We start from the raw sequence: 24,046 nt of genomic DNA on the forward strand, positions 1-24,046 counted from the left end.
AGCCCGCTCCCACGCCAGACTGATACTGACGTGGGAGCGGGCTTGCCCCGCGATCGTTTCAGATCAGAACTCGACCTTGATCGCCTGCGAAGCACGGGTCGCCTTGGCCCGGGCCGCCTCGACCGACTCGTCGCGCGCCAGGCACACGCCCATGCGCCGGGTGCCGTTGATCTCCGGCTTGCCGAACAAGCGAATAGCGGTATCCGGCTCGCTCAGGGCGGCGCCGAGGTTGGCAAAGCTGGTCTGCTGCGACTGGCCTTCCGGCAGGATCACCGCCGAAGCCGACGGGCCAAACTGGCGCACCACCGGGATCGGCAGGCCGAGAATGGCCCGGGCATGCAAGGCGAACTGCGACAGGTCCTGGGAAATCAGGGTCACAAGGCCGGTGTCGTGCGGACGCGGCGAGACCTCGCTGAACCACACCTGGTCGCCCTTGACGAACAGCTCCACGCCGAACAGGCCACGCCCGCCCAGCGCATCGGTGACTGCCTGGGCCACGCGCTGCGACTCGGCCAGCGCCTTGGGGCTCATGGCCTGGGGCTGCCAGGACTCCTGGTAGTCGCCCTTCTCCTGACGGTGGCCGACCGGCGCGAGGAAGGTGGTGCCGCCCACATGGCGCACAGTCAGCAGGGTGATCTCGTACTCGAAGTCGATGAAGCCCTCGATGATCACCCGGCCCTTGCCGGCGCGCCCGCCTTCCTGGGCATAGTCCCAGGCCTTGCGCAGGTCATCGTCGCCGCGCAGCAGGCTCTGGCCCTTGCCCGAGGAACTCATCACCGGCTTGACCACGCACGGGTAGCCCAGGTCGGCCACGGCCTTGGCGTAGTCCTCGTAGGTGTCGGCGAAGTGGTACGGCGAAGTCGGCAGGTCGAGCTCTTCGGCCGCCAGGCGGCGGATGCCTTCGCGGTTCATGGTCAGCTGGGTGGCACGAGCGGTGGGCACCACGTTGAAGCCTTCGTTTTCCAGCTCGACCAGCGTGGCAGTGGCGATGGCCTCGATCTCGGGCACGATGTAGTGCGGCTTCTCGGCCTCGATCACCGCACGCAGGGCGACGCCGTCGAGCATGTTGATCACGTGGCTGCGGTGCGCGACCTGCATGGCCGGCGCGTTCGCGTAACGGTCCACGGCAATCACCTCGACACCCAGGCGCTGCAGCTCGATCACCACTTCCTTGCCCAGCTCACCGCAGCCGCACAGCAGTACACGGGTCGCGGTGGGCGACAATGGGGTTCCGATACGGGTCATTTCAGGTCCTCGAAGGCGTCCGGGGCCGCGCCACGCTGGCTGCCGCCCGCTGAAAAATGGACCGCTATTCTACAAGATTCCGTGGGAGCGGGCTTGCCCCGCGATAGCCGCGACGATGATCAGCCGGCCAGCGCCGCGCGCCGTGCCCGCCAGGCCATGATCAACCACACCGCCGTCACCCCGGCAAATTTCGAGGCCAGCGCTGTGCCGATCACTACGGGGGTCAACGCGCCGATCATGCCGAAGAAGATGAAGGTGTCCACCGGGATGCTCAGCGCTGAACTCAACCACAGGCGGTCGCGCAGGGGCCGGCGGGTGACGCTGAACACCAGCCAGTCGATCAGCTCGGAGACGAAGAACGCGGTGGCGCTGGCCAGGGCGATGGCCGGCTCCGATGTCGCGTAGGACAGCACCAGCGCCACCAGCATGGCCAGCAGCGCGCCGTGGCCGTAGCGGGTCTGCACCATGTCGCGCAGGATGAACACCAGCCCGCCCCAGGCGGACCAGATCACGTCCAGGTGCGGCGCGCTGGAAAAGGCGTAGTTGATCAGCACCACGCTGCTGATGTAGGCGATGAGATAGAACATGGTCTGTGTGTTCGGTGGGCCAGCCGCACAGAGTACTTGAATTTAAAGTCAACGCCAGACTCTTCGCGGGTAAACCCGCTCCCACAGGAGGGGTGCGATCCCTGTGGGAGCGGGTTTACCCGCGAAGATGCCCGCGCAGATTCTACGATCCGATGATCAGCCCGGCCGCCAGCGCCCGCTCGTGGCACTTCTTCAGCACCTCCCGGCGCTGCTCGTTGTCCATCCGCCCCCAGCGGGTGATCTCGTCCACCGTGCGCTGGCACCCAGTGCAGATGTCCTGCTCGTCCAGCGCGCAGATGCTGACGCAGGGCGAGGCCACGGGCCGTTCGTCAGTCTTCATCGATCACCAGCTCGCGCGCATAGCGCTGGGCATTGTGCACGTAGTGCGCGGCGCTGGCCTCGAGCATGCGCTTCTGCTGCTCGGTGAGTTCACGCACCACCTTGCCCGGCGAGCCCATCACCAGCGAACCGTCGGGAATTTCCTTGCCTTCCGGGATCAGCGCGTTGGCGCCGATGATGCAGTGCCTGCCGATACGCGCCCCGTTGAGGATCACCGCGTTGATGCCGATCAGGCTGTAGTCGCCCACGTTGCAGCCATGCAGCATGGCGTTATGGCCGATGGTCACGCCCTTGCCGATGTTCAGCGGCGAACCCATGTCGGTATGCATCACCGTGCCGTCCTGGACATTGCTGTCCTCGCCGATGTCGATCAGCTCGTTGTCGCCGCGCAGCACCGCGCCGAACCACACGCTGGCGCGGGCCTGCAGGCGCACCTTGCCGATCAGCGTGGCGTTGGGCGCGGTCCAGCTCTCAGGATGGGTATCGACCCGCAGGTCGCCCAGGCGGAATTTCATGTATCGCTCCTCACGGTTTGAAGCCGGCGGGGTGTGCCCCACTCAGTTCTTGATGAAACGCTCGGGTGGGTGGTGCAGGCTGATGCCGGCATCGAACAGCAGGTTGACCAGCTCGACGATCATGATCGCCGACAGCCCCCAGATCTTGTAGTCGCCGTAACGGTAGCTGGGCACGTACCAGCTGCGCCCCTGGTAATCGATGCGGTGGGTGTGCTCGCGAGGATCCTGGCGGAAGAACGCCAGCGGCACGGTGAACACCGCGGCAATTTCGGCGTCGTTGGCGCGGTACTCGACATAGTCGGGGATCAAACCGACGAACGGTGTCACCTTCAGGCCGTGCAGCGAAATTACCGGGCTGAGCGGCCCGATCACCTCGACCAGCCCCGGCGGCAGGCCGATTTCTTCCTCGGCCTCGCGCAGGGCGGTGAACACCAGGTCGGGGTCTTCCGGATCGCGCCGCCCGCCAGGGAAGGCAACTTCGCCGCCGTGGGTCGACAGGCCCTTGGCGCGCAGGGTCAGTACCAGCTCCGGCTCTTCGCTGCGGGTAATGGGCAGCAGCACCGCCGCTTCGGGGAAACGACGATCCGTCTCCAGTGACGCGGGGGTATGGTTGCTCATTCGGCGAAGAAGCTCGTCCAGCATTACGCACTCTCGTGTCCAAGGCCTGCCGTGCATGATGCACCAAAGCCGCGAGGCACCCAAGCCCCGCCCGCAGGCCGCTTGCGGTGGGCGGGCCGGGCGCGCCAAGATAGTCCGACCCCATAGGAATGAATGTAAGCATGAAATTCTGCAGCGCGTGCGGCCAAACGGTCACCCAGCGGATCCCCGAAGGCGACAGCCGCCTGCGGTATGTCTGCGACCATTGCCAGACCATCCACTACCAGAACCCCAACATCGTCGCCGGGGTGTTGCCCACCTGGGGCTCCCAGGTGCTGCTGTGCCGCCGCGCCATCGAGCCGCGCCGGGGCTTCTGGACCCTGCCCGCCGGGTTCATGGAGAACGGCGAGACCCTGGATGCCGCCGCCCGTCGCGAAACCGTCGAGGAAGCCTGCGCCCGGGTCGCCGAGATGAGCCTGTACCAGCTGTTCGACCTGCCGCACATCAATCAGGTGCACGTGTTCTTCCGCGCCGAACTGGCCGACCTGGACTTTGCCGTGGGGGTCGAGAGCCTGGAGGTGCGCCTGTTCGAGGAGCACGAGATCCCCTGGGGCGAGCTGGCTTTCCGCACCGTCACACGCACACTAGAATGCTATTATCGCGACCGCATCAGGCAGCACTACCCGATAGGCCATGAATACCTGCCGCCGATGAACGTTTCGTCGTCCACCACTTAAGTCTTCAGGGATACGGTTTCATGCGCTGGCTGCTTGCCCTCTTCTGCCTCAGTGTCGCCTCGGTGTCGCAAGCCGCCTTCACCGAGACCATCATCCGCAAGACGCCGTCGGCCGTGCCGTCGCCGGTCCAGCCCGCTGCTGGCAGCGCCCAGCAGGAGCGACTGATCGACAAGGTGCTGGTGATCAAGTCCGAACGCCGCCTGCAATTGATCAGCCGTGGCGAGCCGCTCAAGACCTACCGCATCTCCCTGGGCAAGCAGCCCAAGGGTGCCAAAGAGCGCGAGGGCGACAAGAAGACTCCTGAAGGCCTGTACTGGCTGGACTGGCGCAAGGTCAGCGACCGCTACAACCTGGCCATGCACATCTCCTACCCGAACATCACCGATGCCGCCAAGGCCCGCAACGAAGGCGTGGCCGCCGGCAGCATGATCATGATCCACGGCACGCCGATCAACGAGGAGTACCCAGAGTGGTACTTCCACACCCTCGACTGGACCGAGGGCTGCATCGCCATGCGCAACGACGACATGCGTGAGGTATGGAGCATGGTCAAGGACGGCACGCTGATTGAAATCCGGCCCTGAACCACCCTCGACAGCTTTCGATTACAACAAAGGCCTGCCCCGCTCTCGCGGGGCAGGCCTTTGTCTTTCACCGCCGATATTCCCTTTCGACGCATAACCGCTCACTTTTCCTACGCACACAATAGCCTTCCTTCCCACAAGGCGATGGCTTTGAGCCATACAAATGCCATCACCGGCATTCTTAAAATTCCCGCAAATGATTTCTCTGTTTCATACATCACTTGCGAGGTTCCCATGCAAATCCCTACACCCAAGACCAGGCCTGACACCCTACGCTGGGCCGTCTTTCTCGCCCTGCTGGGCAGCACCCAGGTCGAGGCGCAGGGCGCCCTGACGCCGACGCCCGGCCCGGGTGGCACGCCGATCATCGACAATGGCCACGGCGTGCCGGTGATCGACATCGTCGCGCCCAATGCCGGCGGCCTGTCGCACAACCAGTTCCTCGACTACAACGTTGGCAAGCAAGGGCTGGTACTGAACAACGCCCTGCAGGCCGGGCAATCGCAACTGGCCGGTCAATTGGGCGCCAACCCGCAGTTCCAGGGCCAGGCCGCCTCGACCATCCTCAACGAGGTGGTCAGCCAGAACGCCTCGCGGATCGAAGGCGCGCAGGAAATCTTCGGCCAGAAGGCCGACTACCTGCTCGCCAACCCCAATGGCATCACGCTTAACGGTGGCAGCTTCATCAACACCACCCGCGCCGGCTTCCTGGTCGGCAATGTCGACATCCAGGACGGCCAGCTCAAGCACCTCGACAGCCGCGAAGCCAGCGCCACCCTGCAGGTACTGGGAGGCGGCCAGAGCAACGCCAGGGGCGCCCTCGACCTGATCGCCCCACGCATTGACAGCAAGGGGCCACTCCTGGCCCAGGGCCAGTTGAACCTGACCGTTGGTCGTAACCGGATCGATGCCGGCAACCGCGAAGTGCTCGAGCACCTGCCCGCCGCCAGTGCCTCCATCGATGCCAAGCTACTCGGCGCCATGCAAGGCGGTCGCATCCGTATCGTCAGCACTGCCGAAGGCGCCGGTGTGCAGGTCGGTGACGCCAGCCTGCTGGCGGACCGTGACCTGATCATCCACTCCGCCGGAGACCTGCATGTGCAGGGCAGCGACAGGCGCCAGGCCAGCCTCACCAGCAATACCGGCAAGCTCGACCTGAACGCCGCCGGCGACCTGCGGCTCACCGCCACCCAGGGCAAGGCCAGGCAGATCGAGGTCAATGCCGGCAAGAAACTGACCCTGGACACCGTCACCCGGGAGAAGGTGCTGGACGATCCTACCAGCTGGAAGAAAGAGTGGGCGTTCATCACTACCGAAGCGTTCGACGGCAATACCAAAACGACCCGCCGCGAGCAACTGGGCAGTCGGCTGCGCGCCGAAGACAGCATCAACCTGCAAGCTGGCAGCGACCTGCACCTGACCGCCGTGCAGTTGAATGCAGATAACGGGCTAAAGCTGCGCAGTGGCGGCACGATGACCATTGATGCCGGCGTGGACAGCGAGCAGGTCGATGAGCGGCTCAACCATCGCGTCTACCTGAACAATACGGGCATCGACAGCAAGTCCTACTCCGAGAAAGTAAAATCCAGCACGCTCAAGGCCGACACCCTGGTTGCCAGTGCCGGCGGCGACCTGCAACTGCGCGCAGCCAGGCTCGAGGCCGAGAAGACAATCGCGCTCGACGCCAACGGTGACTTGACCATCGAAAGCGCCGAGGAAAACGCCCGTACCGAGCGGTCCACTGGCAAGCGCCATTTCACCGCCAGCGCCGGGCGGACCCAGCCCGGGCAGGATGGCCAGCCAAGCTCGGGCCAGTACACGGCGAGCGTGGGCTACGAAGCCCTGCACAGCGACGAGCAGACCTCGGCCACACGCCAGGTCGCCAGCAACATCAGTGGCGCCGCCGTAACCGTGCGCACAGGGCAGAAACTGACGGTGAGTGGCTCCGAGATAAAGGCGAACGCCGGGAGCCTTGAGGTTTCGGCCAGCGAAATCGAACTCGCCGCCGCCCACGACAGCGTGGCCCGACAAACCATCGACACCCGTACCGGCGCCGCGCTGGCCGTCACCGGCGGCATGGACCGCCTGGGCCTGGGCATCGATGCCTATCGTGGCCCAGCCGGCCTGATCGAACGTGAAAACAACGTGCGCCGCAGCACCCTGCAGGCCAGCGGCGACTTGCGACTTGATACCCGGCAACTGACCACCGAGGCGGCGAATGTGCAAGCGAGCCGTACGTTGCACGTAAACGCCGAGCGTATCGACAACCGCGCGGTCGCCAATATCCGGGAAACCGAAACCAGCCTGAACCAATGGGACGGTAGCCTCGGCATCAGCACCGACTACCAGCGCATCACCCGCCCTATCGAACGGCTGTTCACCGGCAAGCAAGCCGAAAGTGCACGTCCCTCTACGGTGATCGACAAACTGGCCCTGCCCAAGACCGGCGCCGAACTGGCCATCGGGCACCAGACCCGCCTGCAGAAAGACATCGACAGTACCGCGCAGGTCAGCACCTTCAACGGCGCCGATGTCCGGGTCAAGGCCGACCACATCAAGGACGAGGGCACCGACTACAACGCCAGGACCGGCAGCCTGCGAATCGAGGCCGGAGAGCACCAGGCACTGGCCGCCAACGACCGCAAGACCCGTGAGGTCAAGTACATCACCGGGGGCGGCAGCCTGCAGGTGGACACCACCCTGGCCACGGACATCAACGCCAGGCTCGAAGGCAAAGGCTCCAACCTGACACAAAAAGAGGAAGCATCGGTCGCCCGTGTCGGCAGCCTGCGTGGCAAGAGCGGCATCGAGGTGCAGCTTGAACGCGCAGGCCACTACCAAGGCACCTACATCGCCAGTGAAGAGGGTGCGGTCAGCCTGGAAAGCAGCGGCGACCTGACCCTTGCCGCAGCCCAGGATCACACCTCCAGCAGCAGCACCAAATTCGAGGCCGGTCTGGCAGCCAAAGGTGGTACCGGTCTGCTCGGCCCCAACGGCGGGCTGGACGGCAACCTCAAGCACAGCACACTCACGCAACACACCGAAAAGGCAAGGGTGGCGCAGATCGACGGCAAGGGCACGATCGAGCTGTCCAGCACAGGCGACATGCACCTGCAAGGCACCCGTATCGACAGCCGTGAAGGCGATATCCGCTTGCACAGCGACGGCGTGCTGAAAGTGACCGCTGCCCACGACACCCGCAAAAGCGAGGGCAAGACCTGGGGTGGCGGCCTGGATGTCACAGGTAGCGCCACCGGTGGTGCCCTGGGTGGCCACGGCACCTTTGGCTGGGTCAACGAACAGGCCAGCATGGCTGTTGGCGCGCAGTTCACCGGCAAGGGCGCGGTGCAGCTCACCAGCCTTGCCCGCGAAGATGTCGCCTTGCAGGTGCAAGGGCTGCAGGCCAGTGCCGAGCGGATTGGCCTGGATGCCCAGAATGGTGGCCTGCTGATCGAGGCGGCCAGGAACACCGAGCATCACGACAATCTCGCCGTCACAGTCGGCGGCGGCCTCAAATTGGCGGCCCTGGATCTGGGCGGCATCAACGGCCAGGTCGACCTGAAGCTGGACAAGCGCAACAACACCACCTGGCACGACAGCAACCTGCGCGCCGACCTGGTAGACCTGCGCAGCCAGGGCGATACCCGCGTCGAAGGTGCTCAGGTGCAGGCCAAGCGGATCGAAGGCAAGGTCGGCGGTGACCTGCTGGTCGCCAGCCGCCAGGATCAGGTCGACAGCCTGGTCCTCGACATCGACGCCAGCCTGACCCAGAAGGCATCCACGCAAGGCACTGACGAGTCGAGCAGCCCATTGGAGACGCTCGCAAGCGGCAACCTCGGGGAAATTGCTGGTGCGCTCTGGAGCAAGATCACCGCGAAGTTCACACCGTCCCTCAAGGCCGAGTACGCCCAGCGCAAGAACGACACCGTCAACCAGCAGACCACGCTGTCCGCAACGCACGGCATCGACCTGGAAGTCGGCGGCGAAACCCGCCTGGTCGGCGCCACGCTGCGCGCCAGCGAAGGCCAGGTCGAGCTTGGCGAAAGTAGCGTTTCGCGCAAGACCTTGAACGGTCGTGACCATGAGCGAAAGGTGAAGGTCGATGCCTCGTTCTCGCCGGTCGACCTGGCAGGCACCCTGTTCTCGTTCATCAAGGACAAGGTCACGGGCAATGACGGTGCCGACAACGGTGACAAGCCACTCGATCTCGGTCTGGTCCGCACCAGCGGGCATGACCGCAGCGTCGAGTACGTCTCGAAGATCGAGGAGGGTCGCAGGCACTGAGCCAGCCCCTATGGAAAAACGCATAACCCATTGATTTAGCTTGATCCTGTGGGAGCGGGTTTACCCGCGAAGAATCCAACGCGGTGCCTGGCACCGGCTCCGCCGGTGTTCGCGGGTAAACCCGCTCCCACAGAGATAACAGTTCCTTGCGCGACAGCGTATCCCAAGGGCTGGGCGATCTCCCACAGGGCACGCGGACTACCTGCGAACTCCGATTCCTGCACAACGGCTCCGTGACCAGACCAGATGCCAATGACCAGACAAAGACTCCACTCAACCGTCGAAACACGACACATCATTCACCTGCTGCTCGCCTGCCTCGCACTGGCAATGCCCCTGGCCCAGGCCGATCCGGCCAGTCAGCAACTGCGCAACGAGCAGCAGAAGCTGCGGCAGTTGGAACAGCAACAGCGCTTCGATCGCTGGCAACGTCCCCAGCCCTCCACCGCCCTGGAGGCCACCGACTCAACCTTCACTGCGCCCGATCAGCACTGCTGGGCAATCAGCGGCGTGCGCCTGGCTGGAAACCGCACACTCGATACGCGGCAGCTGGAATCGAGCGTGCGCGCAGTGTCTTCCTCATGCATGGGCGTCGCCGATATCGACCGATTGCTCAAGCACCTGACCCAGCACTACGTCGAGGCCGGCTACCCCACCAGCCGCCCCTATGTGGCCAGCCCGCCCGAGCACGGCGCGCCGCTGGACATCGTCATTGTCGAAGGCTTCATCGAGTCGATCGAGCTCGCTGGCGCCGACCTGCCACTCTCGCTGCACGGCGCGTTCCCCGGCCAGCTTGGCCAGCCGCTGTATCTGCCGGACCTCGAACAGGGTCTGGACCAGCTCAACCGGCTGCGCGCCTATGACCTGGAGATGGCCCTGCTGCCAGGTGAGTTGCGCGGTGGCACCCGTGTCATGATCGAACCACGACGGGCCGCCTCGCCCGTGCATCTGGATGCCCTCCTCGACAACCGCGGCGGTGAGCTCACCGGCCGCCACCGCCTCAACCTGGGCCTTGGCCTGGACAGCCCGCTGGGGCTGAACGACGACCTGCGCCTGTCGCTTAGCTCGGTGGTGTTCGGCGCGCCCGGGCAAAGCAAAGGGACCAGCCTGTACTACAGCCTGCCCCATGGCCGCTGGACCTTCACCCTCAACGTCAGCCGCATGCGCTACCGCGCGCCGATCCCGAACACCCGTTATGCCAGCAACGGCCGCAGCGAGTTCTTCGGCCTCGGCGCCGAGCGCGTGCTGTGGCGCAATCACCAGGGCATGCTCAGCGCCAGCGCCCGGCTCGACCGCAAGCAACTGGTCAACCGTTTCGGCCCCGCCGTGCTGGCCCTGCAGAGCCCGACCCTGGCCACCGTCGAGGCCGGGCTCAACCTGCTGTGGCTCGAAGGCGGGCTGTGGAACGCCTACCTGGGGCTGAGCCAGGGCATGCACTGGCTCGGCGCCGACCGCCCATTCGCCCACAAGCAGGCGCCACGACCGGATTTCACCAAGTACCGCGCCAACCTGCTGCACCTGCGCCAGGGCCCCGCCCAATGGCCGTGGCGCTGGCAGAGCGAACTGGCGCTGCAATACAGCACCCATGTGCTGCCTGCCGTCGAACAGATGTCACTCAGCGACCATTCGGCCGTGCGTGGTTTCCGCCAGCACAACGTCTCCGGCGCCAGTGCCGGCGCCTGGCGCAATACCTTCAGCCAGCCACTGCCGCTGCCGGTACAGGTGCGCCCCACCGCAGGCCTGGACCTGGGCTGGGCCCGCTACGCACGCACCAGCCCGTCGCAGCGCCTGGTCGGTGCCTCGGCAGGCGTCGAACTGAGCCTGCCGCACAGCCAGCTGCGCCTGGACTACCAGCGCGGGCTGTATGCCAGCGATCGACCACGCAAGGCGCTGGAGCAAGGCTTCTGGGTCGCGCAGTGGTCCCTGAACCTCTGAGCTACCAGCTCAGCCGGCGCTGCCCGACGCGGTCTTGCGGCCCCAACCATTGCAGGCCGCGCAGCACCGGTGTCAGGCCGGCGTCAGCCGACATTGCGAAGTCGAGCTGCGCCCGCCGTGCCACCAGGTCGGCCTCCAGGCCAAGCTGGTGCTGACCTTGGCGAACCAGCCCCGCAGCCAGCCGCCAGCCCTGGCGGCAGTCCATTTCCAGCGTCCCCTGCCCCAATCCCAGGGACCACGGGGCGCTCAAGGCCAGATCGGCCACCGTGATCCGCCCTTCAGCGGCCAGGCAACGCTGCCCCGAGCCTTGCAGGCTGATGCCCCCTTGCCACTGCCCAGTCAGGCGGTATCCCAGGGCAGCGCTGGGCTGCGAGCCCACTGCCTGCAGCCCGGCCTGCCAACGCCACGGCCAGCCGCTCAGGCGCCCTTGCCAACCCTGGCCTTGAAAACCCAACCGCACCTGCAGGTCGCGCTGCCACGGTCGCCACGTCCATTGCACCGGGCCTGCCGCACCCAGCCGAACGGCCTGCCCTTGCCACAGGCTGCCGCTCACGCCCTCGGCCGGTAGCCCAACCCCCGCGACCAGCCAGCGTGCCGGCAGCTCGGTCAACAGTGTCAGGCAGAACACCAGGGCCACCCACAGCCCAGCCCGCCGGTTCATGGCCGCAGCCGCACGGTAAAGCGCAGCCCCTCGGTGTCTCGCTCCAGCCCCCACTGCAAAGGCTGCGCACCATCATCGCGCAGGGCCTGCAACCAGCCTTGCAGCGCCTGGGCATCGGCCACCTTGCCACGCGCCAGCCAACCTTCGTCCTCGGGCTGCACCTCGGCCAGCTCGATGCGTCGCGCCTGTGCCGACTGGTGCAACTCTTCCAGGGTCAATGCGGGTTGCTGTGCTGGCGCCGTCAGCGATTCGGCCAGCGCCCGCCACTGCGCCTGTTCGCGCCAGTAGGCGTTACCCTCGCGCAGCGCCAGCAGCACAACCAACAGCGCGACGGCGCCCCAGGCCAGCGATAACCGATGCTGCTGCAACCATTCGCGGTTCATGCTGCGCTCCCCAGGTCGAACACCACACGGCGCGCCTCGTCTTCCACCTGTACCTGCACACCGATCGCCGTGGCCATGTCGTGCCAGGGCGCGACGTCGCCCTCGCCTTCCAGCTCCAGGTGCCAGCGCTGGCCGTCGAAGCGCACCGCCCGCACCTGCCAGCCAGGGTGATCGCTCAACCAGGCATGGACCTGCGCCTGCACCGCGTCGAGCAGACGCAGGCGCACCTGGCTTTCGCCGGCATCGTCCCGCAGACGCTTGAGCGCCAGCGCCGCCTGGCGTGGTGTCGCCTGGGGACCGGTCACCGCCAGCACCTGGGCGCGATACACCTGAGCCTGTCGCAACTGTTGCGCACACCAGAGTCCGCCCCAGGCCAGGGCTAGCGCCAGGCAGGCGACGGCCAGGCGCGACTGCCCGACTTGCAAGCGCGGACGTGAACGCGCGCGTCGCGCCTCGAACACTCCCGGCAGGCCATCGAGCGGCGCCAGCACCTCTGGCCATGGGCCCTCGATGCATTCGGCGTCATCGGCCAGCCCGTCCAACGCCGGCGGCAGGCCGAGCGCCTGTGGCCAGGCCAACCAATGTGCCTGGCTTTTGTACAGGCTCATCGTCCCTCGCCGCCAATGCCAACCCGCCGCGCCCACGCTGTCGGGCAGCAGCTGGAACTCAGCCCAGCAACGCTCCAGCGGCAGCGCCCAGGCGGCGCACTGCGCACGCCATTCGTCCAGCCTCGCCCGCGCCACCACCAGCAATTGCACCTGCCCCGCGTGACGCCCGATACAGGCACACAGCACCTCATCGACGCCTTGCAGCAAGCGGTCCTCGACCAGCAACGGCCACTCTTCGCGCTTGAGCCCGGGTGGCGCGGCCAGCTGGAAGTGGCTGCAATGCTCGCCGGGGACGATCAGGGCGATGCGCGCCTCGAGCCCTGGCGGTGGTTCCCCCAGACCCTCGCGCACGGGGCGTCCCTGGATTACCAGCAGCCACTCCCAGACCTCGCCTGGGCGCAGCAGCAGCCAGGGTTGTGCCGGCGCCCGGCGGCGCCATTCAAGCTTCATGAGCGCCCCCAGGGCAGAACGAAGGTGCAGGTAAACGGTGCTCCATCACGCACTAGCTCCACGCGCACACCCCGCCCGGGGTGCGCCGGTTGTTCGGAAGGCCAGGCCAGCCAGCGGCCGGACTGGTGGTAGAGGATGTTCATCGCGCTGACCCGCTCCAGCCGCTCGCGCATCACCCATTGCGGGGCTGCGGCGGCGTAGAGGTCGGCCGAGGTTTCCAGCAGCAGGCGTTGTTCGCGGGGCTCGAAATGCAGACGCTGGCGTTGCAGACGCGAGCCGCCCTCGGCCTGGGGCCAAGCCGCGGCGGCCACCCACAGCAGTTGACGGCGGTCGGGTTGCCAGTCGAGCCAGCGCAGCGCCAGCGGCAGGCGCTGTTCATACACACGGCGCAACACCGGGCTGTCGAAGCGCCGCTCCAGGGCCAGGCAGAAATCCAGCACGCCGGTTTCGCGTACCTGTTCGTCGAGCCGCTCGCGCACCTTCAGCCAACCGTTGACCAGCGCCGACAGCATCACCCCGAGCAAGGCGGTGAGAGCCAGGGCCACCAGCAGCTCGATCAGGGTCATGCCCGCCTGGCGCCGCTTCATGGTCGCTCCAGGAACACGGTGTACTGCCCAAGCGGCAGGCGCTGGTCGCGGTCGGCATGCAGCAGCAACTCACCACGGCGCAGGTCGCGCACGCCGGTACGGCGCAGCTGCAGCTGCCAATGGCAGGCCTGCCCGCCCTCGACCAGCACGCCGCTGTCCTGGTTGGCCACCGGCCAGTACTGCTCGACCGCGAAACGTGCCTGCAGCTCGCGGGCGCACAGCAGGCCCAGGCGATGCTGCTGCACGGTGTCCTGCACAGCCAGGCGCTGGCGCAGGACCTGACTGGTGATCACCGCCAGGACCGCGGCGATGCCCAGGGCCACGCTCACTTCGAGCAAGGTGAACCCCCGTTGCCCGCGTTTCATGGCATCACGCTCACGCGCAACTGGCCACTGCGGTCCCAGTCCCAGCGCCGGCCGCCCTCGGCCCAGCGCCAGCGCACGGTGCCCGGGCGAGCCCAGCCATCGGGGGTGAACAGCAGCGCGGGCGTCTGGCTGGCCGGCCAGTCCGGGCGCAGGCCCTTGGGCCAATCGCCCAAGGCCACGGTTTCCACCTGCCATTGATCACCTTGGCGGCGCACGAACTCAGGTCGCTGGCCGTTCCAGCGAATCCCCCGCAGTTGCCCGGCATGACGTGCCAGGTCGGCCTGGGCCACGGTGGCGGCGGCCAGGCGGTCGAGGGTCTGGTCGACGCTGCTCCTTCCGCTGTCGAGCCAGGCCACCGCAAGGCTGGTCATCAGCGCGGCGATGGCCAGCACCACCAGCAGTTCGAGCAGGCTGAAGCCGCGCTGTTGGATCGCGACAGCGTGGGAGCGGGCTTGCCCCGCGATGGCGGTGGCATGGCCAACATTGCCATCGCGGGGCAAGCCCGCTCCCACGCAGTTGCGCTCATTTCGGGCAGGCATTTCAGAGCGCCCAATTGCCCAGGTCGGCATCGAGCCCTTCGCCGCCCGGCACGCCGTCGGCCCCCAGCGAATAGACATCGACCCGGCCATGCTCACCGGGCATGCGGTACTGGTACGGCGTGCCCCACGGATCCTCCGGCAGGCGACGGATATAGCCGTCGCTACGCCAGCTGCGCGGCAGCGGTTCCTGGGTCGGTTTCTTCGCCAGCGCCGCCAGGCCCTGCTCGTTGCTGGGGAAACGCAGGTTGTCCAGGCGGTACATGTCCAGCGCCTGCTCCAGGGTCGCAAGGTCGGCCATGACCTTCTGCTTCATAGCCTTGTCCTGGTTGCCCAGCACGCTGGGCGCGACCACGGCGATCAGCAGGCCGATGATGAAGATCACCACCATGATTTCCATCAGCGTGAAGCCACCTTGGCGGTTGCGTCGTTGTTGCATGAAAGGTCTCCTTGTCACAGTTGCAATCCCTGGTTGAGCTGCATGATCGGCAGCAGCACCGCCAGCACGATGAACAGCACCACCGCGCCCATCACCAGGATCATCAGCGGTTCGAACAGCGCCATGGCGGTGTCCACCTGGCGGGCGAAGCCACGTTCCTGGTCATCGGCCACCCGCTCGAGCATGTCGGCCAGGGTGCCGCTGGCCTCGCCGCTGCCAACCATGTTCACCAGCAGCGGCGGAAACTGGCCGGCGCCGTCCAGCGCGCGGTGCAGGCTGGTACCACCCTGCACCTGCTGGCGGACCTGCTCCATGGCGGCACGAATACGCAGGTTGCCGACCGTCTCGGTGGCCACCTGCAGGGCTTCGAGCAGGGCCACGCCACTGCCGGAGAGAATCGCCAGGCTGCGCGCCAGGCGCGCGCTTTCCAGCACCTGCAGCAGCGCGCCGACACGCGGCAGGCGCAGCAGCAGGTCGTCGCGACGCAGGCGCCAGTGCGGCTTGCGCAGCAGCCAGCCGCCAGCCACGGTCAGGCCGATCGCCAGCGCCAGCAGGTACGGCCCGGCATGGACCAGCCCCTGGCTGATGCCGATCAGCAGCGAGGTAATCAACGGCAGGCTCTGCCCGGAATGGGCGAACTGCTCGGTGAGCTTGGGCACCACGAAGGTCATCAGACCGACCACCACCGCCAGCGACACGCCCATCAGCACCGCCGGGTAGATCAGCGCAGTGCGGGCCTTGTGACGCTGGCGCTGCACCTGCTCCAGGTGATCGGCCAGGCGCGCCAGCACCTGGCCCAGGCGCCCGGAGCGTTCGCCGGCCTCGACCAACGCGCAGTACAGCCCGGTGAACGGCGCGCCCTGGCGAGCCAGACTACGGGCCAGTCCAAGGCCTTCGGCGAGGGAACCACGCAGGGTCACCAGCACCGCATGCAGGGCCGGCTGGCGCAGTTGCCGCTCCAGCGTCGCGAGGGCATCGACCAGTGGAATGCCGGCACCGACCAGGGTCGCCAGTTGCCGGGTCAGCTCGCACAGCTGGGCGCGGGTCAGGCGCTGGCGGCGGGGCTGTGCGCTGTCGTGGCGCTGCAACTGCCGGGCGAACAGGCCCTGCTCACGCAGCAACTGGCGCGCATGCCGCTCGCTATCGGCCTGCACGCTGGCCTTGTGCGCCTTGCCGGCAAGATCCACGGCCTGGTAGCGATAGGTCGGCATGCTCAGCCCTGCACCACGCGCAGCACTTCGGCCAAGCTGGTCTCGCCACGGGCCAGGCAGTCGCGGGCCTCAGCCACCAGGCTCTGCCGGCGGCCATCCAGGTAGGCCTGCATGGCCAGTTCACTCTCGCCGTCATAGAGCAAGGCGACCAGCCCGGCATCCAGTTCGATGAACTCGTACAGCCCCAGCCGGCCGACATAGCCACTGCCCTGGCAGTGCTCGCAGCCGACCGGGTGATAGCTCTCGCGCAGGCTGCCCAGCTCCGGCCACAGTTCGCGCTCGGCGCCTTGCAGCGGCTGGGCCACCGCGCAGGCACACAGCCGCCGCACCAGGCGCTGGGCCAGCACGCCGCGCAGGCACGAGGCGATCAGGAAGGGTTCGATGCCCATGTCGCGCAGGCGGGTCACCGCGCCCACGGCGCTGTTGGTGTGCAGGGTGGACAGCACCAGGTGACCGGTGAGGCTGGCCTGCACGGCGATCTGCGCGGTTTCCTGGTCGCGGATTTCGCCGAGCATGATCACGTCCGGGTCCTGGCGCAGGATCGCGCGCAGGCCGCTGGCGAAGGTCAGCCCGGCGCGGGGGTTGATGGCGGTCTGGCCGATGCCGGCGATGGCGTACTCGACCGGATCCTCGACGGTGAGGATGTTGCGGCTGCCGTCGTTCAGACTGTTGAGGCTGGCGTATAGCGTGGTGGTCTTGCCCGAGCCGGTCGGGCCGGTGGACAGCACGATGCCGTTGGGCCGCGCCAGGCATGAGCGCAAGCCGCGCAGCACGGCGGCGGGCATGCCCAGGTTGTCCAGCGCCAGCAGGCTGGCCTGCTTGTCGAGCACGCGCATCACCACCCGCTCGCCATGGATCCCGGGCAGGGTCGAGACCCGCACATCCACCTCGCGCCCGGCCGCGCGCAGGGTGATGCGGCCGTCCTGGGGCTGGCGCTTCTCGGCGATGTCCAGCCGGGCCATGACCTTGATCCGCGACACCAGCATCGCCGACAGCGCCCGGGGCGGGCGCAGCACTTCGCGCAGGTGGCCGTCGACGCGCAGGCGCACCACCAGGCTCTGCTCGAAGGTCTCGATATGGATGTCCGAGGCGCGCAGGCGCAGGGCCTGGCCGAACAGGCCGTTGATCAGGCGGATCACCGGGGCTTCGTCATCGCTTTCCAGCAGGTCCTCGATGCGCGGCATCTCGCTCATCAGGCTGTCCAGGTCGACCTGCTCGCCGATGCCTTCGATCAAGGCCTCGTTCGCCGCCTCGCCGGCCTGGTAGAGCTGGCCGAGCCGCTCGTCGAAGTTCGCGCTGTCGAGGTGCTCGACGCCCACCGGCTGGCCATGCACGCGCAGCAGTTCCTGCAACTGGTCGCTGTCGGCGTCGCTGCGCAGCCACAGCTGCCAGCCGCCTTCGGTCGGCGCCATGGCCACGCCGCTCTGGCGCGCCAGGCGATAGGGCAGCATCACCAGTCACCGCCTTCGAGGCGTGCCCGGCTGGAGGGAAACACCTGCAGCAGCGGCAGGCCTTCGGCCAGAGCCGGCAGCTTGAGCGGGGTGTTCTGCTGAAGGCTCTGGTACTTCTGCTGGCTCAATCCGGCCAGGCTCTCGCCGTCGCGCAGGATGCGCGGACGGATGAACACCATCAGGTTCTGCTTGGTGTTCTTGCTGGCGTCGGAGCGGAACAGCCGGCCCAGGTAGGGAATGTCGCCGAGCAGCGGCACGCGCTGGTTGCTGGTGGAGAGCTCGTCGCTGATCAGCCCGCCGAGGATCACCAGGCCGTTGTCCTCGACCATCACCTTGGTCTTGATCTCGCGCTTGTTAGTGATCACGTCGCTGGCGGCGCTGGAATCGGCGATCGACGACACTTCCTGGACGATGTCCAGGCGCACGCTGTTGTCGACGTTGACTTGCGGCTTGATGCGCAGCTTCACCCCCACCTCCTTGCGCTCGATGGTCTGGTAGGGGTTGGCGTTGTTCTGGGTGACGGAACCGGTGACGAACGGTACTTCCTGGCCGACCAGGATCGACGCCTCGGCGTTGTCCAGGGTCAGTAGGGTCGGCGTGGACAGCAGGTTGAAGCCGCTCTTGCCCTTGAGCGCGTTGACCAGCATGGCGAAGTTGAAGCCGCCGCCGATATGGCCGATGCCGGCGGTGGCGCCGGTGGTGGCCGACAGCAGCTTGCCGAGTTTTTCGTTGTCGCCGCTGCTGGCAGCCCCGGCGATGCTGGCGATGTTCACCCCGTTGCCGCCGAAGTTGACGATGCCGGCGCCGAACTTCTCGTCGGCGAACAACCACTGCACGCCCAGCTCCTGGGCGCTGCTGTCGGACACCTCGGCGATGATCGCCTCGACCACCACCTGCGCCCGGCGGATGTCCAGCTGCTCGACGATGCTGCGGAAGGCGGCCAGCTCGCTGTCCGGGCCGACCATGACCACGGCGTTGGTGCCCTCCTCGTATTCCAGGCGGATCCCCGAATCGCTGGCCGCCGGCACCGGCGCCGCGTCCTTGCCCTCGCCTTCGGCGGCCGGTACCGCGCCGGCCTGGCTCAGGCCGCGCAACACCTTGACCACCTCGGCGGCGTTGGCATGGCGCAGGTACATGACCTGGGTATTGCTGCTGCGCAGGTTGTCGCCGGGCCGGTCGAGCTGGGCCAGCAAGGCCCGCACCCGCTCGCGGCTGTCGGCGCTGCCGCGTACCAGCAAGGCGTTGCTGCGCGGATCGGCGACCACCTGGGCGGCATCGCCGCCCTGCTCGCGGGCCAGCAGGCGGGTCACCAGGCCCGCGGTGTCGGCGGCGCTGGCGTGCTTGAGCGGGATGACCTGCAACGGCTCGTCGCTGACCTGGTCGAGCTGGCGCAGCAGGCTGTCGATGCGCTCCAGGTTGCTGCGCCAGTCGGTGACCACCAGCAGGTTGGCGGCCGGGTACGGGGTGATCACGCCGACCCGTGGGTCGATCAGCGGCTTGAGGATGCCGAGCATCTGCTCACTGGCGGCGTTGCGTACGTTGAACACGCGGGTGGCCACGCCATCGCTGCCCTCGGACTTCTTGCCGGCGCTCTCCACCGGCACCGGCTCCAGGCGCGCGGCCTGGTCGGGGACGATTTTCACGCTGCCATTGGGCAGGTCCACGGCGGCGAAGCCCTGGGCCCGCAGCTGGGCCAGGAAGATATCGTAGATGGCGTCGGCGTCATGCCGATCGACCGTGCGCACGGTGACCTTGCCCTGCACCCGCGGGTCGACGATGAAGGTGGTGCCGGTGATGCGTGACACGCTGTTGATGAACTCACCCAGTTCGGTGTCGACGAAATTGACCTCGTACAGCGGCGTGCCGTCGTCGGCGAACACCTCCGGCTCTTCGGCCCGGGCCAGGGACATACCGAGCATCAGCAGCCCGGCCAGACAGTACCTTGCAATCATCATTCATCCTTGGCGCTTGAAGCCGGTCACGGCGGGGCGTGGCGGCCAGGGCAGGCGCTCGCGCCGGCCGTTGTTGTCGAAGATCAGGCCATCGACGTCGATGTCCTGCAGCACGATGCCCGGCGCCAGGCGCTGGCCGCGGCCGAGGGTGCGCACCTGCTGGCCGTGGCGCAGCACCACCACGCTGGCCGACAGCGGCTGGGCCTTGAGCCCGCCCAGGTAGGCCAGGGGCAGGCGGGTGATGGGAATACTTCCGTCATCGACGGGGGCTTGCCAGTGCTCCACCAGCAGGCCCGGCAGCGCGACATCCGCCTGAACCGGTGCGCTGGCCGGCAGCGGCTGGCGGCTGAGCAGCAGCACGCATTGCGCCGCCAGCCAGCCGGCCAGGCTCAGCAAGGCGAAGGTGGCCAGGCGCGAAGTCACGCCGCCACCTGGTGCGGGTGCCAGCCCGGATGGCCCTGGACGTAGCGCACCGCCGGCAATTGCAGTGTTGCCAGCGCCCAGCCCGGCGTCTGCCGGGTCAGCCAGGCTTCCAGGGTCTGCCACAGCGGTACACCGGCCTGGGCGTCGAAGTGCAGGCCGAAGGTGCGGCACAGGCCTTCGACCGGTTGCAGGCCGATGATGCGCTTGCCGTTAGGGCTGTAGCTCACCTGCCAGTTCTGGCTTTGCCAACGCGGCAGGTCCTGGCTGTTGTCCAGCAGCAGCGGGTCGCCGAACAGTTGCTCGGCGGCGTTCTCCAGCACCTGTTCGACCTGACGCGCCGGGGCTTCGACCACCGGCGCGGGGTAGCCGCCGGTGAGGCTGATCAGGTGTTCGCGGGTAATCGGCTCGCCCGCTTGCAGCGGGTAGTCGTAACGCAGGCCGGGCAGCAGCACCGGCATGCTCGAATCGTCGGCCAGGGCCTGGTGCAGCAAGCGGTCCCAGCTGCCGCCACGGGTATCGCGGCGCCACAGCGCCTCGGGGGCACGGACCAGGGGCTGGTCGAGCCAGGCGGCATGGCCGCTGCGCTGGCGTTGCAGCTCGCCGCGCAGCTGGCTGGCGCGGGCCTGGGCTTGCGGCCCGAGGCTGTGCTCGAAGGCCGGGAAGAACCGCGCCTCGAACTGCCACTGGCCACCGGCCTGGCGGCACCGCAGGCGAAACGCGCCGCTGGCCCGGCAGCCGGCGAACAGCACCGGCACCCGCCGGCCACTGGCCTGGCTCGCCAGTACCGGCGCGGGCCACAGGTCCTGGCCGCGGGCGCACAGCAGCACATCCACTTCCGGCACCCGCTCGGCCAGCCACAGTCCGGGGCCGGTACCGACATCCGCCAGCGCCACCACCAGGTCGGCCTCGCGCCGGGCCTGCTGGAAGCTTGGTTGCAGCGACTGGTACCACTGTTTCAGCGAGGCTTTCTGGTCCTGGGCGTAAGGGTCGGTGACACCCACCACCGCAATGCGCACGCCGCCGCGCTGGAACACCTTGACGCCTTCGACGCCCAGCGCCTTGGCCTGGGTGTCGGCAAGGCCGGCGCCGAGGGTAATAGAGGAAGACTGGCGATAGAGCCCGGCGCTGCGCTGCGGCCACAGCACCCGCTCGTCGCTGCTGACCCGCACCTCGCTGCCGAGCAACTGGCTGCCCTGCACGCCGCTCTCGCCCTGGGTGAGGTAGGCCAGGCCGCTGCCGTTCCAGCACTGGCCGTTCTCCAGGGTCAGGCACTGCTCGCTGCCGGCTTCGACGCGCAATTGCTCGAGCAACGCCGCGAGTACCGCGTAACCACCGGTACGGGCTTGCCCGCTGAGGCCGGCGTCGAGCAACGGCGCCAGTTCCGGCTGCCCGGCACTGGCATTGGGCCCACTCATCCACGGCGCGCGGCCCAGGTGGCTCACCGGCCCCAGGCGGGTGGCCGGCACCACGGCCTGGCCCGGCTGGCGGGCATCGAGGGTGTCGGCCACATACAGCAGGTCCAGCGCCCGGTCGCTGCCGCCACGCGGCCCCGGTAGCGCGGAACAGGCGCCGAGCAACGGCGCCAGCGCACCGACGCCCATCCACCCGATCACCTCGCGCCTGCCCACACTGCTTGCCATCGACTCCGCCATCCCTGTTCACGTTGGGCTCCGGATATTGCGGCGTTGGCGTGACAGTTTGATGGCAGAAATCCGCTGCTAATTCCAAAACAGACTTGATTAGGCCTTTAGTAATAGCAGCGCGTTTTAAACGCCCTTTAACATTTCTGCCAATCAATCGACATACTTGCCGTCTACAGTCGCGGTTTCCTTCAACTCAGCCAAAAAAAGGACACCCTGATGAGTCGAGATACCGGCGATAACCTGGACCGGAACCTGAGCGGCAACCTGCCGATGGCCAGTGTCATGGACACCTACCTGAGCCGTCGCGCCGTGGTGCGCGGCAGCCTCGGCGCCGCCATCGCCATGATCGCCGGCACCGGCCTGACCGGTTGCTTCGACGGCGGCGGCGGTTCCGACAACGACGATCCAGCGCCCCAGCCGGAGAAACCGAAACTCAAGCTGGGCTTCAATTCAATCCCAGGCTCGCGCACCGATGCCTGCGTGGTCGCCGCCGGCTACAGCGCCTATGTGCTGGCGCCCTGGGGCACGCCGCTGAACGCCACCGCCAACCCATGGAAGGCCGACGGCAGCAACACCTCCACCGACCAGGCCAACGCCATGGGCATGCACCATGACGGCATGCACTTCTTCCCCATCAACGGCAGCTCCAGCGATGGCCTGCTGGCGATCAACTTCGAGTACATCGACACCGCCGCCCTGCACCCGGCCGGCCCTACCACCGTCGCCGGCAAGCGCCCGGTCGAGGAGGTGCGCAAGGAGATCAACGCCCATGGCGCGGGCGTGGTGCGTATCAGCAAGGTCGCCGGGCGCTGGCAGGTGGTCGACAACGACCCGCTCAACCGCCGCTTCACCACCGTCTCGCTGATGGACATTGCCGGCCCCCTGCGCGGCACCGACCACGTCAAGACCAAGTTCTCGCCCACCGGCACCCAGTGCCGCGGCACCAACAACAACTGCGGCAACGGCTACACCCCGTGGGGCACCTACCTGACCTGCGAAGAGAACTGGCCCGGCATCTTCGTCAACAAGGGCACGCGCCCGGCCAACCAGGTGCGTATCGGCGTCGCCACCAGCAGCGGCCAGTACAAATGGGAAACCGCGGCCGGTGACGCCAGCGAAGTGGCCGGCGAGTTCGCCCGCTTCGACATCACCCCCACCGGCGCCAGCGCCACCGACGACTTCCGCAACGAAGCCAGCACCTACGGCTACATCGTCGAGATCGACCCGTACACCAGCAACACCCTGGCAGTGAAACGCACCGCTCTAGGCCGTTTCCGCCACGAAGGCTGCTGCCCGGGCCTGCCGGTGGCCGGCAAGCCGCTGGTCTGGTACACCGGCGACGATTCCAACAACGAGTACCTGTACAAGTTCGTCTCCGACGCGCTATGGGACCCGGCTGACGCCAACCCGGCCGACCGCCTGGCCACCGGCGCCAAGTACCTGGACAAGGGCAAGCTCTACGTGGCCCGCTTCGACGCCAACGGCACCGGCGCCTGGCTGCTGCTCGACGTCGCCACCCCGACCACCGGCGGCAGCACCCTCGGCGCGCTGTTCACCGATTTGCCAGGCATCATCCTCAACACCCGTGGCGCCGCCGACGCCGTGGGCGCCACGCCCATGGACCGTCCGGAGTGGACCGCCGTCAACCCGCTCAACGGCGACGTCTACCTGACCCTGACCAACAACAGCGCGCGCACCGCCGCCAAGGTCGACGCGGCCAACCCGCGCGGCCCGAACCGCCATGGCCACATCATCCGTTGGCACGACAGCGACGACCACAAGACCTTCACCTGGGACATCTTCGTGTTCGGCGCCAACGCCGCCGGCGCCCCGGACATCAACCGCTCGGGCCTGACCGAACTGAACCAGTTCGCCAGCCCCGACGGCATGAGCTTCGATAGCCGCGGCGTGCTGTGGTTCGAGACCGACAACGGCGAGGCTACCCTGACCAGCTACACCAACGACCAGCTGCTGGCGGTGATCCCCACCGACCTTGTGGACGCCAACGGCAAGCAGATCCCGGTCAACGCCACCAACCAGGCGGCCCTGCGCCGCTTCTTCGTCGGGCCGAACGGTTGCGAGGTGACGGGCATCGCCTTCACCCCGGACAACAAGACGATGTTCGTCAACATCCAGCACCCGGACAACTGGCCGACCACCGACAAGGCCACCGATGTCACGCCGACCGGCACCTCGGTGCGGCCACGGGCTTCGACGGTGGTGATCCAGCGTAACGATGGCGGGGAGATCGGTACGGCCTGATCGATCAGCTTTAGCCTCACGCCGCTCCCACAAGGACTTGCATACTCCTTGTAGGAGCGGCCTTGTGCCGCGAATGGGCTGCGCAGCAGCCCCGACGAATGCAGCGTCAACACCGAACCCTGGGGCCGCTGCGCGCCCCATTCGCGGCACAAGGCCGCTCTCATGGCACAAAACATAATTCTTTGATTTGACTGGAGCAGCGGGGGGGGGGGGGGGGGGGGGGGGGGGGGGGGGGGGGGGGGGGGGGGGGGG

The 24,046-nt window shown here is 67.4% G+C and carries 22 protein-coding genes; 5 read left to right on the forward strand and 17 right to left on the reverse strand.

The features are described 5' to 3' along the window. Window positions 1-63 precede the first annotated feature (63 nt). The 5 genes from purT to NMG10_RS22905 form a co-directional block, all read right to left on the reverse strand. Entirely contained in the window at window positions 64-1,245 is a 1,182-nt protein-coding gene (purT, locus tag NMG10_RS22885; protein WP_254465194.1) for a formate-dependent phosphoribosylglycinamide formyltransferase, read from the reverse strand. 119 nt (window positions 1,246-1,364) lie between these two features. After that, window positions 1,365-1,832: a VUT family protein gene (locus tag NMG10_RS22890; protein WP_234562182.1), complete on the reverse strand. Its 468-nt coding sequence runs from the start codon at window positions 1,830-1,832 to the stop codon at window positions 1,365-1,367. Between the two features lie 142 nt (window positions 1,833-1,974). Continuing rightward, window positions 1,975-2,172 carry a DUF1289 domain-containing protein gene (locus tag NMG10_RS22895; protein ID WP_110738362.1) on the reverse strand — a complete coding sequence of 66 codons (198 nt, stop codon included), beginning with the start codon at window positions 2,170-2,172 and terminating at the stop codon, window positions 1,975-1,977. Beyond that, window positions 2,162-2,686 (reverse strand): gamma carbonic anhydrase family protein, encoded by a 525-nt coding sequence (locus NMG10_RS22900; protein ID WP_203651020.1) that lies wholly within the window; start codon window positions 2,684-2,686, stop codon window positions 2,162-2,164. Before NMG10_RS22900 ends, NMG10_RS22895 begins: the two co-directional genes overlap by 11 nt. A 42-nt stretch (window positions 2,687-2,728) precedes the next feature. After that, a complete protein-coding gene (locus NMG10_RS22905) occupies window positions 2,729-3,328 on the reverse strand; it encodes a CoA pyrophosphatase (protein WP_203651018.1) in 600 nt (199 codons plus the stop codon). A 137-nt stretch (window positions 3,329-3,465) separates the two neighbouring features. On the opposite strand from NMG10_RS22905, the gene NMG10_RS22910 reads away from it, so the two are divergent. From NMG10_RS22910 to NMG10_RS22925, 4 genes are all read left to right on the forward strand, one after another. Next, window positions 3,466-4,020, forward strand: a complete 555-nt coding sequence (locus NMG10_RS22910; RefSeq protein ID WP_254465195.1) for an NUDIX hydrolase — start codon at window positions 3,466-3,468, stop codon at window positions 4,018-4,020. 20 nt (window positions 4,021-4,040) lie between these two features. Next, window positions 4,041-4,604: a murein L,D-transpeptidase family protein gene (locus tag NMG10_RS22915; protein WP_186713920.1), complete on the forward strand. Its 564-nt coding sequence runs from the start codon at window positions 4,041-4,043 to the stop codon at window positions 4,602-4,604. 234 nt (window positions 4,605-4,838) lie between these two features. Then, the gene (locus NMG10_RS22920; protein WP_254465196.1) at window positions 4,839-8,888 is read left to right on the forward strand and encodes a hemagglutinin repeat-containing protein; all 4,050 of its coding nucleotides are present in this window, start codon (window positions 4,839-4,841) and stop codon (window positions 8,886-8,888) included. A 330-nt stretch (window positions 8,889-9,218) separates the two neighbouring features. Beyond that, a complete protein-coding gene (locus NMG10_RS22925; RefSeq protein ID WP_254465197.1) occupies window positions 9,219-10,823 on the forward strand; it encodes a ShlB/FhaC/HecB family hemolysin secretion/activation protein in 1,605 nt (534 codons plus the stop codon). Between the two features lies 1 nt (window position 10,824). On the opposite strand, the gene NMG10_RS22930 is transcribed toward NMG10_RS22925, so the two are convergent. The 12 genes from NMG10_RS22930 to NMG10_RS22985 are packed head-to-tail and all read right to left on the reverse strand — an operon-like array spanning window position 10,825 to window position 21,529. Beyond that, window positions 10,825-11,484, reverse strand: coding sequence for a type II secretion system protein N (locus NMG10_RS22930; protein WP_232855930.1), 660 nt, complete (start codon window positions 11,482-11,484; stop codon window positions 10,825-10,827). Next, the gene (gene gspM / locus NMG10_RS22935) at window positions 11,481-11,867 is read right to left on the reverse strand and encodes a type II secretion system protein GspM (protein ID WP_203651008.1); all 387 of its coding nucleotides are present in this window, start codon (window positions 11,865-11,867) and stop codon (window positions 11,481-11,483) included. The genes NMG10_RS22930 and gspM overlap by 4 nt, the downstream gene beginning before the upstream one ends. After that, window positions 11,864-12,925: a GspL/Epsl periplasmic domain-containing protein gene (locus NMG10_RS22940; protein ID WP_254465198.1), complete on the reverse strand. Its 1,062-nt coding sequence runs from the start codon at window positions 12,923-12,925 to the stop codon at window positions 11,864-11,866. The genes gspM and NMG10_RS22940 overlap by 4 nt, the downstream gene beginning before the upstream one ends. Next, window positions 12,922-13,512: a prepilin-type N-terminal cleavage/methylation domain-containing protein gene (locus NMG10_RS22945; protein WP_254465199.1), complete on the reverse strand. Its 591-nt coding sequence runs from the start codon at window positions 13,510-13,512 to the stop codon at window positions 12,922-12,924. The genes NMG10_RS22940 and NMG10_RS22945 overlap by 4 nt, the downstream gene beginning before the upstream one ends. After that, window positions 13,509-13,877, reverse strand: a complete 369-nt coding sequence (locus NMG10_RS22950) for a type II secretion system protein (protein ID WP_203651006.1) — start codon at window positions 13,875-13,877, stop codon at window positions 13,509-13,511. Before NMG10_RS22950 ends, NMG10_RS22945 begins: the two co-directional genes overlap by 4 nt. Continuing rightward, window positions 13,874-14,416, reverse strand: a complete 543-nt coding sequence (gene gspH / locus NMG10_RS22955; protein ID WP_232855934.1) for a type II secretion system minor pseudopilin GspH — start codon at window positions 14,414-14,416, stop codon at window positions 13,874-13,876. Before gspH ends, NMG10_RS22950 begins: the two co-directional genes overlap by 4 nt. A 1-nt stretch (window position 14,417) precedes the next feature. Then, on the reverse strand, window positions 14,418-14,852 hold the full coding sequence (gene gspG, locus NMG10_RS22960) for a type II secretion system major pseudopilin GspG (protein ID WP_028691608.1): 435 nt from the start codon (window positions 14,850-14,852) through the stop codon (window positions 14,418-14,420). Window positions 14,853-14,866: 14 nt separating this feature from the next. Next, window positions 14,867-16,063 carry a type II secretion system inner membrane protein GspF gene (gspF, locus tag NMG10_RS22965; RefSeq protein WP_232855935.1) on the reverse strand — a complete coding sequence of 399 codons (1,197 nt, stop codon included), beginning with the start codon at window positions 16,061-16,063 and terminating at the stop codon, window positions 14,867-14,869. Between the two features lie 2 nt (window positions 16,064-16,065). Next, window positions 16,066-17,514, reverse strand: coding sequence for a GspE/PulE family protein (locus NMG10_RS22970; RefSeq protein WP_254465201.1), 1,449 nt, complete (start codon window positions 17,512-17,514; stop codon window positions 16,066-16,068). Then, window positions 17,514-19,466: a type II secretion system secretin GspD gene (gene gspD / locus NMG10_RS22975; protein ID WP_203650996.1), complete on the reverse strand. Its 1,953-nt coding sequence runs from the start codon at window positions 19,464-19,466 to the stop codon at window positions 17,514-17,516. The genes NMG10_RS22970 and gspD overlap by 1 nt, the downstream gene beginning before the upstream one ends. Before the next feature lie 3 nt (window positions 19,467-19,469). Next, complete coding sequence (locus tag NMG10_RS22980) at window positions 19,470-19,889, reverse strand: pilus assembly protein PilZ (RefSeq protein WP_203650992.1); 420 nt, start codon at window positions 19,887-19,889, stop codon at window positions 19,470-19,472. Next, a complete protein-coding gene (locus NMG10_RS22985; protein ID WP_254465200.1) occupies window positions 19,886-21,529 on the reverse strand; it encodes a lipoprotein UxpA in 1,644 nt (547 codons plus the stop codon). Before NMG10_RS22985 ends, NMG10_RS22980 begins: the two co-directional genes overlap by 4 nt. Before the next feature lie 219 nt (window positions 21,530-21,748). Here NMG10_RS22985 and NMG10_RS22990 point away from each other — a divergent pair, with 219 nt between their 5' ends. Next, on the forward strand, window positions 21,749-23,794 hold the full coding sequence (locus NMG10_RS22990) for a PhoX family phosphatase (RefSeq protein WP_203650988.1): 2,046 nt from the start codon (window positions 21,749-21,751) through the stop codon (window positions 23,792-23,794). The last annotated feature ends 252 nt before the right edge of the window (window positions 23,795-24,046 follow it).

It is taken from the genome of Pseudomonas sp. DVZ6 (assembly GCF_024259445.1).
GTDB lineage: Bacteria > Pseudomonadota > Gammaproteobacteria > Pseudomonadales > Pseudomonadaceae > Aquipseudomonas > Aquipseudomonas peradeniyensis.

Excerpts from the sequence above, each read along its gene's own strand:
- purT (WP_254465194.1), bottom strand. The coding sequence starts at position 1,245 with ATGACCCGTATCGGAACCCCATTGTCGCCCACCGCGACCCGTGTACTG.
- NMG10_RS22890 (WP_234562182.1), bottom strand. The coding sequence starts at position 1,832 with ATGTTCTATCTCATCGCCTACATCAGCAGCGTGGTGCTGATCAACTAC.
- NMG10_RS22895 (WP_110738362.1), bottom strand. The coding sequence starts at position 2,172 with ATGAAGACTGACGAACGGCCCGTGGCCTCGCCCTGCGTCAGCATCTGC.
- NMG10_RS22900 (WP_203651020.1), bottom strand. The coding sequence starts at position 2,686 with ATGAAATTCCGCCTGGGCGACCTGCGGGTCGATACCCATCCTGAGAGC.
- NMG10_RS22905 (WP_203651018.1), bottom strand. The coding sequence starts at position 3,328 with ATGCTGGACGAGCTTCTTCGCCGAATGAGCAACCATACCCCCGCGTCA.
- NMG10_RS22910 (WP_254465195.1), top strand. The coding sequence starts at position 3,466 with ATGAAATTCTGCAGCGCGTGCGGCCAAACGGTCACCCAGCGGATCCCC.
- NMG10_RS22915 (WP_186713920.1), top strand. The coding sequence starts at position 4,041 with ATGCGCTGGCTGCTTGCCCTCTTCTGCCTCAGTGTCGCCTCGGTGTCG.
- NMG10_RS22920 (WP_254465196.1), top strand. The coding sequence starts at position 4,839 with ATGCAAATCCCTACACCCAAGACCAGGCCTGACACCCTACGCTGGGCC.
- NMG10_RS22925 (WP_254465197.1), top strand. The coding sequence starts at position 9,219 with ATGCCCCTGGCCCAGGCCGATCCGGCCAGTCAGCAACTGCGCAACGAG.
- NMG10_RS22930 (WP_232855930.1), bottom strand. The coding sequence starts at position 11,484 with ATGAACCGGCGGGCTGGGCTGTGGGTGGCCCTGGTGTTCTGCCTGACA.
- gspM (WP_203651008.1), bottom strand. The coding sequence starts at position 11,867 with ATGAACCGCGAATGGTTGCAGCAGCATCGGTTATCGCTGGCCTGGGGC.
- NMG10_RS22940 (WP_254465198.1), bottom strand. The coding sequence starts at position 12,925 with ATGAAGCTTGAATGGCGCCGCCGGGCGCCGGCACAACCCTGGCTGCTG.
- NMG10_RS22945 (WP_254465199.1), bottom strand. The coding sequence starts at position 13,512 with ATGAAGCGGCGCCAGGCGGGCATGACCCTGATCGAGCTGCTGGTGGCC.
- NMG10_RS22950 (WP_203651006.1), bottom strand. The coding sequence starts at position 13,877 with ATGAAACGCGGGCAACGGGGGTTCACCTTGCTCGAAGTGAGCGTGGCC.
- gspH (WP_232855934.1), bottom strand. The coding sequence starts at position 14,416 with ATGCCTGCCCGAAATGAGCGCAACTGCGTGGGAGCGGGCTTGCCCCGC.
- gspG (WP_028691608.1), bottom strand. The coding sequence starts at position 14,852 with ATGCAACAACGACGCAACCGCCAAGGTGGCTTCACGCTGATGGAAATC.
- gspF (WP_232855935.1), bottom strand. The coding sequence starts at position 16,063 with ATGCCGACCTATCGCTACCAGGCCGTGGATCTTGCCGGCAAGGCGCAC.
- NMG10_RS22970 (WP_254465201.1), bottom strand. The coding sequence starts at position 17,514 with ATGCTGCCCTATCGCCTGGCGCGCCAGAGCGGCGTGGCCATGGCGCCG.
- gspD (WP_203650996.1), bottom strand. The coding sequence starts at position 19,466 with ATGATTGCAAGGTACTGTCTGGCCGGGCTGCTGATGCTCGGTATGTCC.
- NMG10_RS22985 (WP_254465200.1), bottom strand. The coding sequence starts at position 21,529 with ATGGCAAGCAGTGTGGGCAGGCGCGAGGTGATCGGGTGGATGGGCGTC.
- NMG10_RS22990 (WP_203650988.1), top strand. The coding sequence starts at position 21,749 with ATGAGTCGAGATACCGGCGATAACCTGGACCGGAACCTGAGCGGCAAC.